This is a genomic window from Rhodococcus sp. NFXS4 (assembly GCF_058139645.1).
Map to the genome: position 1 here is coordinate 4,259,329 of NZ_CP192221.1, position 18,587 is coordinate 4,277,915.

Sequence of the window (18,587 nt, forward strand, 5' to 3'; positions counted from 1 at the left end):
AGCTCAGAGGTTCAGGTCGCCCAGACCGAGGAGGGACCGGTACTCGAGACCCTCGGCCGCGATGACCGCGTCGGCGCCGGTGGCGCGGTCCACCACCGTAGCGACGCCCACCACGACGGCACCGGCGTCACGCAGAGCCGCGACGGCCGTGAGCGGGGAGTTGCCGGTGGTGGTGGTGTCCTCGACGACCAGGACCCGTTTGCCCACGATGTCCGGGCCCTCGATCTGGCGCTGCATGCCGTGGGCCTTGGCCGCCTTGCGGACGACGAACGCGTCGATGGGACGGCCCGGCGCGTGCATCACCGCCAACGCGACGGGGTCGGCACCCATGGTGAGTCCGCCAACGGCGTCGAAATCCCAGTCCGACACCAGTTCTCGCATGAGCTGCCCGATGAGCGCACCGGCGCGGTGGTGCAGGGTCGCACGGCGGAGGTCGACGTAGTAGTCGGCTTCCGTGCCCGACGACAGCGTCACCTTCCCGTGCACGACGGCCAACTCGCGGACCAGTTCTGCCAGTTCGGACTTCTCGGTAGCTGCCACGAGCAGTGAATCTATCGGGTGCGCTCAGGCGGCGTGCTGCGGCGCCCGCAACCACGCCGTGTCGGCGTCCGCGGTCTCGGCGAACACAGCGGGCGCCCGGACGCCCAACAGCCGGACGACGGGTCCGGACAGCGGCGAGTCGGCGAGCGAGGCCAACGACGAGGCCTGCGTGTTGTACACGCGGACGGCCCCGGCGACGCGATGCTCGATGCGATCGAGTTCCGTTGCGGGCGAGCTGAAGTCCCACCCGAGAGGCCCACTGGCCCGACCGTCGAAGAGCACCTCGTGCAGCGCGACCGACAGCGCGTTCTCGGCGCCGGCCCGGGCCCCGAGCTCGGCGCGCCGATCCCGCATCATGGCCGACAGCGACCGCGCTCCGACGAGTTGGTTCACGGCGGCGCGGTCGAGATCGGCGTCGACGGCAGCGCGCACGAGATCGGGGATCACGGCCCGTCGTCGATCGAGCTCGATCTCGAGCAGGTTCAGTCCGGCAGCGACGGAGTCGGCCGACCGACGTGTCCGCCGGACGACCGACACGATCCAGCCGATACCGATGATCATCACGAACGCCACCAGGGCCACAACAGTCACACCAGAAACATAGCGCCGTCGAGTATGAACGTCGACCCGAGGTCGAGGGTTCGTCCCGGCCGTTGGAGCTTACGTGCGACCGCGCGCGCTGCCGACCAGGGAGACCACGCGGCGAGCGATGGTACGGGGCACCAGACGCGATACCGAAGTCAGTGACTTGTACTGAAGCCCAGGCACACTCAGCACGGTGTTCTTCTCCAGGTCGGCGAGCGAGGCGTCGACGACCTGGTCCACGGAGAGGTACATGAACGACGGAATCGACGACATCTCGATGCCGGCGCGCTCGTGGAACTCGGTCCGCACGAAGCCCGGGCACAGAGCCTGGATGCGGACGCCGGTGCCGGCGAGACCGCCCGCGAGACCCTCGCTGAACGAGACGACGTACGCCTTCGACGCGGAGTACGTGGAACCGCGACCCGACATCAGGCCGGCGACGCTGGCGACGTTGATCACCGAGCCCTTCGCACCCGCGATCATCGACGGCAGCGCCGCGCGGGTGAACTGCATGACGGCGGTGACGTTGACGTCGAGCTGCGACTGCAGCAGCGCGGGATCCGCCGTCCAGAACTCGCCGGACGTGCCGAAGCCGGCGTTGTTGATCAGGACCTGCACGCCCTCCTGCAGTCGGGCGACCACGGCAGCGCGGCCCTCCTCGGTCGCGAGGTCCGCGCCCAGGATCTCCGACGAGGTGCCGTACGACGCGCGTAGCTCGTCGGCCAGTGCCTCGAGCCTGACGGTGTCGCGGGCGACCAGGACGAGGTCGTGGCCACTGGCGGCGAGACGGCGGGCGAACCCGCCGCCGATGCCGGACGTCGGACCGGTGACGAGTGCGATGGGCCGCGGTGTTGGAGTCGACATGCGCACGAGACTAACGGGTGAGGTTCCTCACGGCAGCACGTGGCTGATGAAACGATCAGTCGTCGCGTCCGGGTGCTGCGCGGCGCCGCGAGGGCGGCAACACGTGCAGAAGGCCGGACAGGCGGGTGACGGCGTCGATCGCGGCGTCCCAGTCGCGTCCCGAACTGCCCACCGGAACGGTGCCCAGCGTCCACGGACCCTCGCTCCACAGCAGCTGCACCACATCGGGCACCGAGTGCGTGAATGCGACCATGCGCTGGTCACAGACTCGCCGTGCCACGTCGAGGTCGGTCGCGAAGATGATGCGCGGACCCAGCGAGCCGAGGAGCTGCATGTCGGCCTCCTTCGGCGGCGGCGTCGTGCGGGACCGCAGATCGAGGTCGACGTCGGATCCCACCTCGCGGCGCACCGCCACGACGGTCGCGGCGTCCTCGAGGTCGAACAGGACGAACTCCTCGCCGCGTCGCACACCCTCGACCACGTCGACGGCACCGAGGAACTCCTGGTTCGCCATGGCCGCGCGCGAGAAGGTCGACGGCAGGTCGGGATCGGCGGGAACGTAGTGGTAGCCCTGCGCTTTCGCCCAGATCTGACGCACCCGGCCCTGCTGTCCGCGGCGGGCGCGATCGATGTACAGCAGTGCCACCGCACCGAGGAGTGCGATCAGAGCAAGGCCGAACCACATCGCTGTCATCGCTCTCCACTGTACTTTTCCCGAGGCACGGCGCCGTCGTCGGCCCATCGTGTCATTACCCGCCGGTATACCCGTGGGTAGCGCATCGCCACAGGTCAGTGACCGATCACGACCCTTTCAGGCGTTGGTGAGATGTACTCGCCAGTACGCTCGTGGACCGTCACACTGGCTCGGAAGACACTTTCCCTTCGAGACGGCGGAGCGCATGTTCACACGCATAGCAGTAGTCAACCGAGGCGAAGCAGCTGTTCGCCTCATCCGAGCGGTACGCGAGCTGAACAACGAATCGCGGTCCGCCGAGCCTCTGCGCGTCATCGCTCTGCACACCGACGCCGAGCGGAAGGCGATGTTCGTCCGCCAGGCCGACGAGGCCGTCACGCTCCGCAAGACGGGCGTGCAGAACCCGTACCTCGACTACGTAGAACTCGAGCGCGCACTCGTCGAGGCTCGCGCCGACGCCGTGTGGGTCGGCTGGGGCTTCGTCGCCGAGGACCCGACCTTCGCCGACATCTGCGCTCGCCTGGGCATCACGTTCATCGGCCCGTCCGCTGCCTCGATGCGCCTGCTCGGCGACAAGGTCGAGGCCAAGATCCTCGCCGAGAAGGTGGGCGTCCCGGTCGCGCCGTGGAGCGGTGGTCCCGTCGAGACCCGCGCCGATGCACGTCGGCACGCCGCCGCCATCGGTTATCCCCTGATCATCAAGGCGCGCAGCGGCGGTGGCGGTCGCGGTATCCGCAAGGTCTTCGCCGAGGACGAGCTCGAGCTCGCACTCGAGCGCACCCAGGGTGAGGCCGAGCGCTCGTTCGGCGACCCTGTCGTCTTCCTCGAGCGGCTCGTCACCGAGGCGCGCCATGTCGAGGTCCAGGTCATCGCCGACACCCACGGCAACGTGTGGGCACCCGGCGTCCGCGACTGCTCGATCCAGCGTCGCAACCAGAAGGTCATCGAGGAGTCCAGTTCGGCCGTTCTGACCCGGGAGCAGGCCGACGAGCTGCGCGCCGCCTCCGCGGAGCTGGTCCGCGCCGCCGGGTATCACGGCGCCGGCACGGTGGAGTACCTCTACCAGCCCGAGCAGAAGATCTTCACGTTCCTCGAGGTCAACACGCGCCTGCAGGTCGAGCACCCCATCACCGAGGTGACGACGGGCCTCGACCTGGTCAAGCTGCAGATCCTCGTCGCGGGCGGCCACGTGCTCGAGGGCGACTGCCCGACCGAGTTCGGTCACGCCGTCGAGGCACGACTCAACGCCGAGGACGCCGACAACGGTTTCGCACCGGCGCCCGGCACCGTCCGGTTGCTGAAGTTCCCGCTCGGATCGGGCCTGCGCGTCGACACGGGCATCGCCCAGGGCGACGTCATCCCGCCCGACTACGACTCCATGGTCGCGAAGGTGATCGCCTGGGGCCGTGACCGTTCCGAGGCCCTCGCCCGGCTGCGCACGGCGCTTCGCGAGACCACCGTCGTCATCGACGGCGGCACCACCACGAAGTCGTTCCTGCTCGACCTGCTCGACCGCGAGGAGCTCATCGACGCCACTGCCGACACCGGCTGGCTCGACCGCACCGGCGCGGGCACCGCGGAGGGCCCCACCCGCGTCGCCGACGTCGCACTGATCGCCGCGGCCGTCGACGCCTACGACGCGGACGAGGCCCGTGAGCGCGCCAAGTTCCTGCTGTCCGCCCGCGGCGGCCGTCCCCGCGCCAGCCACGACATCGGCCGCACGGTCGAGCTCAACTACCAGGGCCAGGGCTACCGCCTGACCGTCGGCCAGGTGGGACCGCACCGCTACCTGGTCGCGGTCGACGACCACGAGATCACCATCGACATCGAGCGGCTCGGCACCTTCGAGCGTCGCGCCGAGATCGACGGCACCCGCTACTCCGTCGTCACCGTGCCCGGCCCCGCCGGGTATCTCGTCGAGGTCGACGGCGTGAGCCACCAGATCAGCCAGGACGAGGCCGGCCTGGTGCGCGCACCTGCCCCCGCCGTCGTCGTCGCCGTGCCGGTCGCCGTGGGCGACGAGGTCGAGGCGGGACAGACGCTCGTGGTCCTCGAGGCCATGAAGATGGAGACCGCGGTGCGCGCCGCCTCTGCCGGTCGGGTGAGCGAGGTGCTCGCCGTCGTCAACGCACAGGTCGACAACGGCGCGGCGTTGCTGCGCGTCGACCCGATCGGTGAGACGGCCGCCGCCTCCACCACCGCCCGGGTCGAGTTCCGCTCGCCGTGCGGCGACGCCGACCGCGACGACCGCATCGACGCACTGGCCCGTCTCGACGAACTGCGGGCTCTCCTCAGCGGATTCGACGTCAGCGCGTCCCGTGCGCTCGCCACCATCGCCGAGTACGACGCTCTGCGCGGGGCACTCCCGCGCAAGGACGGCGAGCTGGTCCGCGCCGAGCTGGACCTGCTCACCACCTTCGCCGACATGTGCGAGCTGACGCGTAACCGTCCGACCATGGACGAAGAGGGCACCGACGAGCGCGTCCACAGTCCGCGCGAGCACTTCCACGCGTTCCTGCAGTCGCTCGACGCCGACGTCCAGGGCCTGCCGGACGAGTTCCGCGACAAGCTGGCTCGCGCACTGCGGCACTACGACAAGAACGATCTCGATCGCGGCACCGATCTCGAGGAGGCCGTCTACCGACTCTTCCTGGCGCAGCAGCGCATCGAGAACCAGGTGCCGGCCATCGCGGCGCTCCTCGATCGGTGGATCGCCGACCCGTCGGTCGCCCCCGACGCGGACAGCGCCGTCGGCGAGGTGCTCGACCGCCTCGTCGTCGCGACCCAGGTGCGGTACCCGGTGATCGGCGACGTCGCCCGCAACCTCCGTTTCCAGTTGTTCGACGAGCCGCAGATCCGCAAGGCGCGGGAGCAGGTCTACGACGGTGTCCGCGGGAGTCTGCAGTACCTGGCCGAGCGGCCCGACGCCGACGATCACCAGGAGCGCATCGACGCCCTGGTCGCCACGGAGGAGCCGCTCGTGGAGCTGCTCTCCCAGCGCATGTCCGACCCGGGCGCCCTGCTCGAGGTGATCACCCGCCAGTACTACGAGATCCGTGACTTCGAGGACGTGAAGGCCTTCGATCGCGAAGGGCAGCACTATGTCTCGGGCACCTTCACCCTCGTCGGCGGCAAGGTCAACCTGCTCTCGACGATGACCGATCGCGCCGGCCTCTCGTCGACGCTGGTGGCGCTCACCGAGACCGCGGGGCCGGCACCCGAGAACCTCGCGGTGGACCTGTACCTCTCGTGGCCGACCGCTCCCGAGGACGGCGACCAGGTGGTCGAGGAACTCCGCACCGAGATCGCCGCACACCCGGCGACCACGTCGTGGCGTCGCGTCACGGTCACCGTCTTCGGACGCGGCACCGGCATTTCGCGCCAGGTGACGTTCCGGCCGCAGGCAGGCGTTCTGACGGAGGACGTCTCGCTCCGCGACCTGCATCCGCTCACCGGTCAGCGACTGGACCTGTGGCGCCTCAAGAACTTCGACGGCACCCGCATCCCCTCCGCACCCGGCACGTACCTGTTCGATCTGGTGGCGAAGGACAACCCCAAGGACGAGCGACTGGTCGCCCTGGCCGAGATCCGCGACGCCGCAGTGCAGTTCGACGCCCAGGGCAACGTGGTCTCGGTTCCCGCCATCGAGCGCACGCTCTCCGCGTGCCTCGACGGCATCCGCCGCGCCCAGGCTCGCCGCGGCAACCGCCGCCTCGACCACAATCGCGTCGTCCTCTACGTGTGGCCGGTGCTGAACCTGCCGCTCGACAAGCTGCGCATCGTGGCCCGGCATCTCGCGCCGCTCACCGTGGCCGCCGGTCTCGAGGAGATCACCATGATGGCCCGCGTCGTGGTGCGTCCCGGCGCGGAGCCCACCATGCAGGCCCTGCGCTTCTCGTACCGACCCGGCACCGGAGTGGTCACCAAGATCACCGACCCGCCCACCGAGCCCATGCGCCCGCTCGACACGTACACGCAGAACGTGCAGCGCTCGCAGGCACGCGGCACCGTCTACCCGTACGAGCTGATCCCCGTGCTGACCAAGCGCGACGGTTCCTTCGTCGAGTACGACCTGGACGAGTCCGGTGCGCTGCAGCCCATCTCGCGTCCGTACGGTCAGAACACCGCGGGCATCATCGTGGGCCTGGTGTCCACGCCGACGGCGCTCCACCCGGAGGGCATGACCCGCGTCGCCCTGTTCGGCGATCCGACCAAGGCGTTGGGCACGGTGGCCGAGGCCGAGTGTGCGCGCGTCGTCGCCGCGATCGACCTGGCCGAGGAGATGAACGTCCCGGTCGAGTGGTTCGCGCTCTCCTCCGGCGCGACCATCTCCATGGGCAGCGGCACGGAGAACATGGACTGGGTGTCGCGGGCTCTGCGCCGCATCATCACCTTCACGCAGGCCGGTCACGAGATCAACGTGATCGTCGCGGGCATCAACGTCGGCGCGCAGCCGTACTGGAACGCCGAGGCCACGATGCTCATGCACACCAAGGGCATCCTGGTGATGACGCCGGAGAGCGCGATGGTGCTCACCGGCAAGCAGTCCCTGGACTACTCCGGTGGCGTCTCCGCGGAGGACAACTTCGGCATCGGTGGCTACGACCGCGTCATGGGCCCCAACGGGCAGGCGCAGTACTGGGCTCCGAACCTCGGAGCTGCGTGCGACGTCCTCTTCGCCCACTACGATCATGCGTATCGCGCACCGGGAGAACGCTTCCCGCGCCGCACCACGACCGTCGACCCGGTCGACCGCGACGTGCGGACCTACCCGCACGTCCACCCGTCGAGCGACTTCAAGACCGTCGGCGACATCTTCTCCTCGGCCACCAACCCCGAGCGCAAGAAGCCGTTCGACATCCGCACCGTCATGCGCGCCGTGGTCGATCAGGACCACGCCGTGCTCGAGCGATGGGCCGACATGGCCGACGCGGACACGTCCGTCGTCTTCGACGCCCACCTCGCCGGTTACCCGGTGTCGGTGATCGGCATCGAATCGCGTGCCATCTCGCGCAAGGGATGGTTCCCGTCCGACGGCCCCGACCAGTGGACGTCGGGAACGCTGTTCCCCCGCTCGTCCAAGAAGACGGCCCGTGCGATCAACGCAGCCAGCGGCAACCGCCCGCTGGTGGTGCTGGCCAACCTGTCCGGCTTCGACGGGTCACCGGAGTCGCTGCGCAACCTGCAGCTCGAGTACGGCGCCGAGATCGGCCGTGCCATCGTCAACTTCGACGGACCGATCGTGTTCTGCGTGGTCTCCCGGTATCACGGCGGCGCGTTCGTGGTGTTCTCCGGAGCGCTCAACGAGAACATGGAGGTGCTGGCCGTCGAGGGATCGTTCGCGTCCGTCCTCGGTGGTGCACCGGCCGCGGCCGTCGTCTTCACGCGAGACGTCAACAAGCGCACCGCATCCGACCCGTCCGTCCGCGATCTGGAGGCACGCATGAACTCCTCCGAGGACGACACGGAGCGGGCCCGGTTGCAGGTGGAGCTGTCGGCCACCCGCACCGCGGTGCGCTCGGAGAAGCTCGGTGAGGTGGCGTCCGAGTTCGAGGCGGTGCACAACATCGAGCGAGCGCGGACCGTCGGTTCGGTGCACCACATAGTGGCGGCCGCCGAACTGCGCCCGCAGATCGTCGCGGCGATCGAGCGCGGAATGGCCCGCCAGGCCTGACCTGATCGACAGAGAGACACCCTCCCCCGCGTCTGCGGGGGAGGGTGTCTCTCGTTCGGTGGCGTCGGTCGACGCCCCGGCGTCAGTTGAAGCCGATACCGGCGCTGACGATGACCTCGGCGGTGATGGACCCGTCGGCCAGCGGGGTGCCCTGCACCACGATCGAGGTGCCGGGCGCGAGGTCCACGACCGTGGCGGCGCCGAGCGCGAGGATCTGCGTGTTCGCGTTCGTCACCACGGTGACGGTGGACCCGCCGATCCCGTCCATGACGATGGTGGTGCCGTCGTTCGAGATGATCGTGCCCACGGAGGCCCCCTGGGACCCCAGCGCCTCCCCCACTCCCCCGGGAATCTGCTCCAGACCCGGCAGCGAGCCGAGCGGCGGGACACTCGTCGACGGCGGCGCCGTGGTCGTGGGCGGGGCGGAGCGCGGCGTGATGGCCGGCGCCGCGGTGCGCGAGGACGACGTCGAGTCGTACAGCAGATAGGCCCCGGTGCCGATGAGTGCGATCACGACGAGCGCCGCCACGACGATGAGTGCGGTCTTCGGACCGCGCGGGGGCTTGCTGTCGCCGTTCTCGAGGAAGGGCGCCTCGCCGTACTGGTTCTGCTGGTACTGGTTCTGCTGGTACGGGGGCTGCTGGTACGGGGGCTGCTGGTACTGGGGCTGCTGGTACTGGGGCTGCTGGTACTGGGGATAGCCCTGTGTCGGGTAGCCCTGCTGCTGCGGATAACCCTGCTGTGTCGGGTAGCCCTGAGTCGGATACTGCTGCTGCTGGGGGTAGCCCTGCTCGTACGGCGGTTGCTGGGCGTACCAGTCGCCTGCCGGGAGCGCCTCGGTCGGGTTGTAGCCGGACTGCCCGTAGGCCTGGCCCGGATCCGACGTGTGACCGGGAGTGCCGAGGTACTCCGTCGGCTGGTCGCGGTCGCGAGCCGAGTCGTCGTTGTCGCGCGGTCCGGTCGGCGTCGTCATGACCTCAGGATAGTCCCCGAAAAGACCGGGCAAATCGGACGAGATGTGCCGTGCGCCGGGCACCGAACCGACCGTTGTGATCGACTCGGAAGGTTCGCATCTCACGAGGAGAACTGACATGTCGATCGACAACAAGGACGCGGACCCAGTCAGCGCGACCGGACAACCCGGCGCTCTGGGAACCAGCCTGAAACCACGTCACATCACCATGATCTCGATCGCCGGTGTCATCGGCGCCGGACTGTTCGTCGGATCCGCGACCGCGATCAACCTGGCCGGCCCCGCCGTGCTGTTGTCGTATCTGTTCGCCGGCATCCTCGTCGTCCTGGTGATGCGCATGCTCGGGGAGATGGCGACCGCCAACCCCGACACCGGATCGTTCTCCACGTATGCGACCCGCGCGCTCGGCCACTGGGCCGGGTTCTCCGTCGGGTGGCTCTACTGGTGGTTCTGGGTGCTGGTCATCCCGGTCGAGGCCACGGCCGGTGCGCTGATCATGTCGTCGTGGATCGGCGGTGACCAGTGGATCTGGGCGCTCGCCATCACGCTGATCCTCACCGTCACCAACCTGCTGAGCGTGGGCAACTACGGCGAGTTCGAGTTCTGGTTCGCTCTCATCAAGGTGGTCGCGATCATCGGGTTCATCGCGCTCGGCGTGCTCGCGATCCTGGGTCTGCTGCCGGGCAGCGACGTCAGCGGGGTGTCGCACCTGTGGTCGGACGGCGGGTTCATGCCCTTCGGTTTCGGTGCGGTCATCGCCGCCATGCTCACGACGATGTTCTCGTTCATGGGCACCGAGATCGTCACCATCGCCGCCGCGGAGTCGCCCGATCCGAAGAAGGGCATCACCCGCGCGGTCAACTCGGTGATCTGGCGCATCATGATCTTCTACCTCGGCTCGATCTTCATCGTCGTCGCCCTGGTGCCGGCCGCGGAGCTCGACGCCGAGACCGGCTCGTACCAGTTCGTGTTGGGGCAGATGAACATTCCGCACGCTGACCGCATCATGGACGTCGTCATCCTCACCGCCGTCGCATCGTGCCTGAATTCCGCGCTGTACACGGCGAGCCGCATGTTGTTCTCGCTGTCCGAGCGTGGGGACGCCCCCGCGGCGGTACGCAAGGTGTCGAGCCGCGGCGTGCCCTACGTCGCCGTACTGGCCTCCACCGCACTCGGATTCGTGGCCGTCGTCGGCAACTACGCGCTGCCGGAGAAACTGTTCGGGTACCTGCTCGCGACCACCGGTGCCGTGGCTCTCTTCGTGTACCTCGCCATCGCGGCCAGCCAGTTGGTGTTGCGGCGCACGCTCGACCGGGAGGGTCGCCGACCTCCGGTGCGCATGTGGCTGTATCCGTGGCTGACGTATCTGGCGATCGGCTTCATCGTCGTCGTCCTCGTGATGATGGTGATCATGCCGGAGCAGCGGACGGCCATCGGCTTCTCCGCGGTGCTGGCAGCGGTCACCGTCGTGGCCGGTGTCCTGCGTCAGCGACGCGTGACCGCCGCCGAATCCGCGCGCGTCTGACAGCCCCGCCACCGTCGTTCAGAACGGTGGCGGGTCGTCGATCGCTGCGGCTTCTCGAGCTCGGCGGTTGCGTGCCCGTTCGGCGCGTCGCCGCGCATGAACGGCCGCAAGGCGAGTGCGTCGTCTCGTCGGTGGCGACTCGGTCCCGGGCGGCGGGTGCACCACCGGGTCGCCGAAGGTGACGTCGGCCAGTTCCGGGTGGAGGTCGTATCCGTTGTGAGCCGGACCGGGAACGGTGCGACCCTCCGGGGTGGTGACGGTCGAGAGGACTCTGCCGGGTAGCTCCGGATCGGGGTACTGATCGTCGAGGAAGTCGGTGAACGTCTTCAGAGTGTGGTGAAAGCGGCACTTGCCGTTGAGATTCACCGCCGTGGTCTGTCCACCGGCGGCCGGGTCGTCGTGGTCGTACTCGGTGACGTGGTCGAGGTCCGCCGTCACCGCCGGGTTGTTGCATCCAGGCCACGTGCAGTACTGGTCGCGGGCACGGACGAACGTCTCGAGTGCCGCGCTGGGCCGATACGGGTCGGCCGGCTGATGGGCTGCGGGCGTCGCGTCCATCCGTCGACGCACGGCATCGGAACGGTTCGCCAGATCCCGCAGGTGGTCGGGCGAGATGACACCGTGACCGTGCAGGAAGCCGGAGCGGCCGGACGTGTCGGGGGCTGCACCTTCCGGGCTCGTTGCAGCTGGGGTGGCCGCATCCAGGGTGGCCGCGTCACCGACCACGTGCACGACGACGGTGGTCGCGCTGATCGAGTCGGGGTCGGTCTCCGTGTGTGTGCACGTGGGATCGCCGCAGTGACAACCGAATCCGGTGCCGGTGACGAGCGCGAACAGCGCGTCGGACGCGCGAGCATTGCGGCTGCGCGGATCGCGCGAGCAGACGTTCGCAGCAAGAGCCTCGACACGGGTTGCGACGAGCAACGCGTCCTCGGCCGCCAGGGTGGCACCGACGGCCGCCATGCCGTCGGGAGCGTTCTCGACCCAGAAGGAGCGATTCTCCTTGGCCTTGATGCGCCTCTCGCGCACTGCATCAGGATCATGACGATGAACGATGCAGTCGACCATGTCCCGCAGCCGGGTGTCGGACCACGAACGGCGACGCCGAAGGGCGGCAGCGATCTCGGCGTCGACCTCGTCGGCGTAGTCGCGGCCGTCCACCAGATCGGTACGAGTGACGATGGTGTGCAGGTGTTTCGGCGCGAGCAGCCCGTCCCGCAGACACTCTGCGACACGCGGCAGGCGATCGCGCAGCACAAGGGCGCGAAAGAGAATGCCGTCGGCGGCACCCTGACTGACGGACAGCACGGTGGCGATGCGGGCGGCGCACTGCGTCGCCGCGTCCAGGCGTCGGCGGTCCGAGGCCTCGACCGGCGCGACGATCAGGGCGTGGAGGTGCGCGGCCGCCCGGTAGCGAGTCCACTCCAGGAAGCCGAGGCCGGCGGTCGCGTGAACGACGGTGTCCAGAGCCTCCTCGATCGACGCATCGGTCAGAGCCACCGGAAGGCCCATGGCCTCCGGATTCTGCTGCGCCCATCCCGACTCGAACATGTGTGCGAAGGTAACAGGAGCCACCGACACCGTCAGGAATGTCGACGAGCGAGGTCTGCCGCGAGTTCAGCGACACGTGTCCGCGCCTCGCGCGGCTCCACCACCTCGAGATGATCGGCGAACTGCAGCAGTTGCCGTACCCCCTCGATGGTCGAGTATCTGATCGACATCTGCGTCCAGCCGTCTCCGGCGGGCTCGCTCGCGGTGATGCGCGATCCGAGCACACGGTGGGCGAGATCCGTTCTGTTCGAACGGAGACGAGCCGTGACGATCACGTCGCCAGGCGCCTCCACCGCCGCGGACAGCTCGGACCACACACCGCGCAGGCCGACGGAACGATGGTGACTCGACTCGGCCGTGACCTCGTACCCGTCCAACCGCGCCAGTGCGAACAGCCGTCCGCGCCCACCGACGTCGGCGACCAGATACCACCGTCCGGCCTTCGCGGCGAGACCGTACGGATCGACCACCACCGCTTCTGCCTCGAGCGCTCCGCTTCGCCTGTAGCGCAGAAGGAGTCGGCGGCCGGAACGAAGGTCTAGTGCCAGATCCCCGACGTTCACGACGTCACGACCGGGTGCGAACCAGCTCGTGTTGTCGACGACGACCAGCTCCGCGAGACTGCGGCTCGCCGCCTCGACGCCTGCTCGACGCGCCGCGATCTTGCGCATCGCCATATCGTGCGTCCCGGTCACACCGAGTCGCTCACGCTGCTCCTCGTCGAGACCGGCGAGCGTCACCGCGTCCATCTCTGCCGGCTCGAGGTACGACGCATTGAGTCGTGCCCCCGGCAACAGCACGATCCCGCCGTGCCGTCCGCGCTCGGCGTACACCGGCACCCCGGCGGCCGACAGGGCATCGACATCGCGCAGCACGGTGCGCCGACTCACCTCGAGACGTTCCGCGAGTTCACCCGTGGTGATGCGGTGCCGGGTCTGCAGCAGCAGTAGAAGGGCGAGAAGTCGGGAGGACGTCATGACAGGAATTGTGCGCCGAATAGGTGACAGCTTCTGGCAGGTATGGCGCGCTTCATGGAGTCCGTCATCCACCTCACTCACACAGGAGCGTCCTCGTGCCCGCACCCAATCTGTTTCTCGTCTACGTCACCGACATCGACCGCGCGACCGACTTCTACAGTCGGCTGTTCGACATCGAGGCGACCTTCCGCAGCCCCCGCTACGTCGCCTTCGACGCGGGCGGAACCGTCACGTTCGCTCTGTGGAGCGGGCGCCCCGACCATGCGCACTCGGCCACTCCGCGGACGTCCGAGATCGGGGTGATGCTGCCCGGCCCGGCGTCGAGGATCGACGACGTGTTCCGGGACTGGTCCACGACGGCCGGACTCGTCGTCGTCGAATCGCCCCACGACGACGTGTTCGGTCGGACGTTCGTGGTCGCCGACCCGGACGGCAACCTCGTCCGAGTCGCCCCCGTCGACTGACCCGAGCGTGACGGCCACCACACTCGATTGACCGTGACGCAGCGACACAGTTACCTTCTGTCCACCTTCTATGCGTTATCGCATAGAACCGACGGAGCGGGGTTCCATGGCACTGCATCAGGCACCACCCACCACCTCGCTGTCAGGGCGAGGCCGCGCGCTGGCGCTCCTCGTCATCTGCGCGGCCGAGTTGCTGGTGGTCCTCGACAACACCATCGTCAACGTCGCGCTGCCGTCCATCGGCGTCGAGCTCCAGACCTCGATGTCCGGCCTGCAGTGGGTGGTCGATGCCTACACACTGACGTTCGCCGGCTTCCTGTTGGCGCTCGGGCACTTCGGCGATCGGTACGGACGCCGCCGCGTCATGATCATCGGCCTGCTCGGGGTGGCGGCACTGTCGGTGGTGGGGGCGCTGTCGGGTGACCTCGGTCAGGTCATCACGGCACGCGCCGTCATGGGCGTCTTCGCGGCGGCAGTGTTCCCGGCGACGCTGGCCATGATCATCACCATCTTCACCGACCCCCGCGAGAAGGCACTGGCCATCGCCGCCTGGACGGCCATGGCCGGTTTCGCCATCGCGATCGGTCCGACCGCGGGTGGCTATCTGCTGGAACACTTCTCGTGGCACTCGGTCTTCTGGATCAACGTGCCCGTGGCACTCGTCGTGGCCCTCGCCGCTCGGGTTCTGGTCCCGGAGTCGCGCGCCGAGCACGTCGGCCGCTTCGACGTCGTCGGACTTGTGTCCTCACTGGTGGCGATCACGGCACTGGTGTGGACGATCATCGAGGCCCCGCATCGCGGATGGCTGTCGTCCACCTCGCTCGCCGGCTACGCGCTCTCCGCCGTGGCGATCGCCGGCTTCCTCGCGTGGGAGAAGCGCACAGCCGCTCCGGTTCTCGATCTGACTCTGTTCGCGAACCGTCGCTTCTCGCTCCCGGCCCTGTCGATCGCCGTCGGCTACTTCTCCATGTTCGGCTTCCTGTTCATGATCACCCAGTACTTCCAGGGCGTCCGCGAGTACTCACCGCTCGAGTTCGGCCTGCACTCACTGCCGTTCGCGGTGGCCGTGGGTGTGGGCGCACCGATCGCCACGCTGATCGCTCAGCGCTTCGGTGCCACCGCCGTCATCGTGCTGGGTCTGCTCATCGTCAGCACGGGGATGGCCATCGCCGGCCAGACCACCGTGGACACGCCCTACGTCGGCCCGGTATTGCTGTCGATGGTCCTCATGGGGCTGGGACTGGCCGTCGTCCAGGGACCCGCGACCGACTCCATCATGTCCGCGGTCGACCTGGACGGCGCAGGCGCCGGGTCGGCGGTCAACGACACGACACGCGAGATCGGCGGCACACTCGGTGTGGCGGTACTGGGTTCGATCGTCGCCTCGGTCTACTCCGCGCGGGTCACCCCCTTGGTCGATGCGGTGCCCTCGTCGCTGATGACGGACGGCGAGAAGGGTTTCGCGTCCGAAACCGTCATCGCGGTGATCGAGATGGCGAAGCGTCCCACGCCGTCGCTGTTCGAACAGCAGAAGGCGGAACTGATTCTGGCGATGAAGTCCGCAAGCCTCGAGGGATTCCAGTTCGCCTCGTACGTCACGGTGTCCGCGTGCCTGGCGTGCGCCGTGGCCGTCGCGATCTGCATGCCGTGGAAGCCCGCCGCCGACTCGGTTCTGGCCGCAGCACGAACTCGCCGCCGGTAGTCTGACGTCGGAGCGTGCTGATTCCCAGCGCACTCCGGCGCCGCAGACCGTCGAAACGAGTCGTCGTGAGATCACAGCGGATCAGTCCTGATCCGGTTCTGTCGTTTCTCGCGTTGACGCCGAGACCAGCAGAACGATCTCGCGCCGTCATCGCGGGCATCACGGTGCTCGTCGGCGTCGCCGGCCTGCTGCTCCTGCCCTCCGACGCCCTCCGACCGGGCGGCGCGGTGTGGATACTTCTGTTCTCCGCCACGACCGTTCCCGTCGCGGTCGCCTGGTTCACGACCACGCGTCCGAGGCACTTCGAGACCGCCTACGTCGTCTACGCCGACGTGGGCGTGCTCACCGTCGTGACGATGTACGACTCCGCGTTCCTGTCGATGCCGGCATGCGCCGTACTGGTGCTGGTCTCCCTGTTCGCAGCGGCGTTCACCGACACCCTCACCCTCACATTGCATGTCGCCTTCTCCTGCGGCCTGCTCGTCGTGCTCGCCGCCGTCTCGGTCGAGCAGGGCACGGAGATCTGGCTCGTGCTGTCACGCACGCTCGCGCTGATGAGCATGTTCGCCACGCCCTTCGTCATCCGCATGTACGTCTCCTACCTCCGCCGACAGGTCGAGGCCTCGCAACGCGATCCACTCACGGGGTTGCTGACGCGACGCGGGCTCTACAACCGGGTGACGTCGCAATCGCAGTCCGTGCAGAGTCGCCGCACCGCTCTCGGCGTCTTCGTCGAGATCGCCGACTTCGCGGACGTCGAGCAGCGTTTCGGCCGCGGCTCGGGCCGGGAGGTGCTCGAGGAGATCGCCGAGCGGCTCACCACCGAGGCTCCGGCGGACGCCGTCGCGGCACGGTTGAGCACCTCGCAGTTCCTGTGTGTGCTTCTCGTCGGCCCGGACGGTTCCGCCGATCGCGCGATGCGGGATCTGGCCACCGGACTCGAGAGCACCCCTCTGCGCAGCGCACCGGTCACGGTCCTGACGGGCTCGGTGGCGGAGACCGTCGACCCGCATGCCGACGTGGGCACCACGCTGCACCACCTGATGACGCGTGCGGAGGCGACGATGCAGCGTCGCCACGCCAGTCGGGCGTCCGCGTCGGCGGACCTGCGCGACCGTATCGCGGCGCTCATCGCGTCGGGCGGCCCAAGCATCGTCTTCCAGCCCGTCTGCACCACCGACACGGGAGCCGTCGTCGGCTACGAGGCGTTGTCGCGATTCCCCGACGGGTACGGCTCTCCGCAGACGTGGTTCACCGACGCGTCGACCGTCGGCCTGCGCGTGGACCTCGAACTCAGTGCCATCCACGCGGCGATCACCGCGTCCAGCGTGCTGCCATCGGGTGCCTTCGTGGCGGTCAACACCTCGGCGGACACCATCCTGTCCAGCGATCTCGCCGCGGACCTGATCGGGCGCGGAGACAGGGGCAGACGCTGGATCGTGGAGGTGACCGAACACGACCGCATCGACGACTACGACGGGATGGGCGTCGCCGTCGAGATGTTGCGCTCGGCGGGCGTCCTCATCTCGGTGGACGACGTGGGAACCGGCTACTCGGGTCTGCGCCAACTGGTGGAACTACGTCCCGGCGTGGTCAAACTCGACGCCTCGATCGTGCGCGGCATCGACACCGACCCCATGCGTCGTGCCGCCGCCGTCAGCATCGTCACGTTCTCGCGGGAGATCGGTGCCGTCTGCATCTTCGAGGGCGTGGAGACCGCCGAGGAACTCGCCACGGCGCGCGAGGTGGGAGCGGATCTGGTGCAGGGATACCTGCTCGGCCGCCCCGCACCCGCCTCGGAACTGCTCGTGAGGGACACCCCCCACCCGACTTCTTGATGACAATGATTATCATCAAGGCATGGCCCCTCTGCTCCCCGTCACCGTCCTGTCCGGCTTCCTCGGCGCCGGCAAGACCACCATCCTGGAACACGTGCTCGCGAACCGGCAGGGTCTCAGGGTCGCGGTCATCGTGAACGACATGAGCGAGATCAACATCGACGCGAGGCTCATCGACGGGTCGGTCACCGGGTCGACCACGCTGGTCCGCACCGAGGAGCGGCTGGTCGAACTCACCAACGGCTGCATCTGCTGCACGCTTCGCGACGACCTCATCGAGGCCGTGGGCACGCTGGCGTCGGCAGGCGACATCGACTACCTGCTGATCGAATCGACAGGTGTCTCCGAGCCCCTGCCCGTCGCGGCATCGTTCGACTGGGTCTTCGAGCCCCGAGAGTTGGAGCCGCAGAGCGACGCGCCCGTCAGCCTCGGCACCCTGGCCCGCCTGGACACGATGGTGACGGTAGTGGACGCCTCCACCTTCCTCACGGAGATCTCCCGCGGCGACACACTCGACGACCGCGAGCTCGATGTCGCCGAGGGTGACGAGCGATCCATCTCGGACCTCCTCGTGGACCAGGTGGAGTTCGCCGACATCGTGCTGATCAGCAAGACGGACCTCGTCTCCGACGCTCTCGCCGGAGCCACCGACGCCGCCGTGCGACGGCTCAATCCCCGCGCCGAGGTCGTGCGCACGATCAAAGGGGCCATCGACCCCGCCCGAATCCTCGACACCGGTCTCTACGACCCCGAGGCCGCGCTACTCGCCCCGGGCTGGGACGACGAGCTCACCGGCACCCACGTGCCGGAGAGCGAGGAGTTCGGCATCTCGAGCTTCGTCTACACCGCCGACCGGCCGTTCCACCCCACGCGCCTGAACCGAACACTCGACCGGTTGCACGATGTGTTGCGAAGCAAAGGTTTCTGCTGGATCGCGTCGCGACCGGACCGGGCGGCGGTGTGGTCGCAAGCGGGCCCGAACCTCACCATCGACGGTGCGCAACCGTGGTCGGAGATCGACGTTCCGGCCGGCCAGGAGATCGTCGTCATCGGAGTACGACTACGCCCGGACATGGTTCGTGACCTTCTCGACACCGCACTGCTGACAGACGCGGAGGTGACAGCGGGTCCGGACGCCTGGAGGGGCTATCCGGACCCGTTGCCCGAGTGGACGATCGATGTTCACGTGCACGGTTGACG

General features: G+C 68.5%; 13 protein-coding genes. 6 read left to right on the top strand and 7 right to left on the bottom strand.

The window, feature by feature from the left end; translation table 11 throughout:
- Positions 1–3: 3 nt before the first annotated feature.
- From pyrE to J4E04_RS20140, 4 genes are all read right to left on the bottom strand, one after another.
- Positions 4–540, bottom strand: coding sequence for an orotate phosphoribosyltransferase (pyrE, locus tag J4E04_RS20125; RefSeq protein ID WP_037186299.1), 537 nt, complete (start codon positions 538–540; stop codon positions 4–6).
- 24 nt (positions 541–564) lie between these two features.
- Positions 565–1,131 (bottom strand): hypothetical protein, encoded by a 567-nt coding sequence (locus J4E04_RS20130; RefSeq protein WP_222633151.1) that lies wholly within the window; start codon positions 1,129–1,131, stop codon positions 565–567.
- Between the two features lie 69 nt (positions 1,132–1,200).
- The gene (locus J4E04_RS20135) at positions 1,201–1,989 is read right to left on the bottom strand and encodes an SDR family NAD(P)-dependent oxidoreductase (protein ID WP_204869786.1); all 789 of its coding nucleotides are present in this window, start codon (positions 1,987–1,989) and stop codon (positions 1,201–1,203) included.
- A 55-nt stretch (positions 1,990–2,044) separates the two neighbouring features.
- Positions 2,045–2,674 carry a type III secretion system chaperone family protein gene (locus J4E04_RS20140; protein WP_056444305.1) on the bottom strand — a complete coding sequence of 210 codons (630 nt, stop codon included), beginning with the start codon at positions 2,672–2,674 and terminating at the stop codon, positions 2,045–2,047.
- Positions 2,675–2,888: 214 nt separating this feature from the next.
- Between J4E04_RS20140 and J4E04_RS20145 the strand changes: the two genes are divergently transcribed.
- Positions 2,889–8,357, top strand: coding sequence for an ATP-binding protein (locus tag J4E04_RS20145; RefSeq protein WP_490149468.1), 5,469 nt, complete (start codon positions 2,889–2,891; stop codon positions 8,355–8,357).
- Between the two features lie 82 nt (positions 8,358–8,439).
- Here the strand turns inward: J4E04_RS20145 and J4E04_RS20150 are convergent, their stop codons facing one another.
- Complete coding sequence (locus J4E04_RS20150; protein ID WP_490149469.1) at positions 8,440–9,330, bottom strand: hypothetical protein; 891 nt, start codon at positions 9,328–9,330, stop codon at positions 8,440–8,442.
- A 118-nt stretch (positions 9,331–9,448) separates the two neighbouring features.
- On the opposite strand from J4E04_RS20150, the gene J4E04_RS20155 reads away from it, so the two are divergent.
- Positions 9,449–10,855 carry an amino acid permease gene (locus tag J4E04_RS20155; RefSeq protein WP_027506428.1) on the top strand — a complete coding sequence of 469 codons (1,407 nt, stop codon included), beginning with the start codon at positions 9,449–9,451 and terminating at the stop codon, positions 10,853–10,855.
- Positions 10,856–10,873: 18 nt separating this feature from the next.
- Here J4E04_RS20155 and J4E04_RS20160 read toward each other — a convergent pair whose 3' ends face one another.
- Together J4E04_RS20160 and J4E04_RS20165 are read right to left on the bottom strand one after the other, a co-directional pair.
- A complete protein-coding gene (locus J4E04_RS20160; RefSeq protein WP_490149470.1) occupies positions 10,874–12,406 on the bottom strand; it encodes an HNH endonuclease signature motif containing protein in 1,533 nt (510 codons plus the stop codon).
- A 32-nt stretch (positions 12,407–12,438) separates the two neighbouring features.
- Positions 12,439–13,383, bottom strand: coding sequence for a helix-turn-helix transcriptional regulator (locus J4E04_RS20165; RefSeq protein ID WP_490149471.1), 945 nt, complete (start codon positions 13,381–13,383; stop codon positions 12,439–12,441).
- A gap of 95 nt (positions 13,384–13,478) precedes the next feature.
- Between J4E04_RS20165 and J4E04_RS20170 the strand changes: the two genes are divergently transcribed.
- The 4 genes from J4E04_RS20170 (at position 13,479) to J4E04_RS20185 (ending at position 18,585) form a co-directional block, all read left to right on the top strand.
- Complete coding sequence (locus J4E04_RS20170; protein WP_222633156.1) at positions 13,479–13,847, top strand: VOC family protein; 369 nt, start codon at positions 13,479–13,481, stop codon at positions 13,845–13,847.
- 106 nt (positions 13,848–13,953) lie between these two features.
- Entirely contained in the window at positions 13,954–15,549 is a 1,596-nt protein-coding gene (locus J4E04_RS20175; protein ID WP_490149472.1) for an MFS transporter, read from the top strand.
- A gap of 65 nt (positions 15,550–15,614) precedes the next feature.
- A complete protein-coding gene (locus J4E04_RS20180) occupies positions 15,615–17,387 on the top strand; it encodes an EAL domain-containing protein (RefSeq protein WP_056695869.1) in 1,773 nt (590 codons plus the stop codon).
- A 22-nt stretch (positions 17,388–17,409) separates the two neighbouring features.
- Positions 17,410–18,585 carry a GTP-binding protein gene (locus J4E04_RS20185; RefSeq protein WP_490149473.1) on the top strand — a complete coding sequence of 392 codons (1,176 nt, stop codon included), beginning with the start codon at positions 17,410–17,412 and terminating at the stop codon, positions 18,583–18,585.
- Positions 18,586–18,587: the final 2 nt, after the last annotated feature.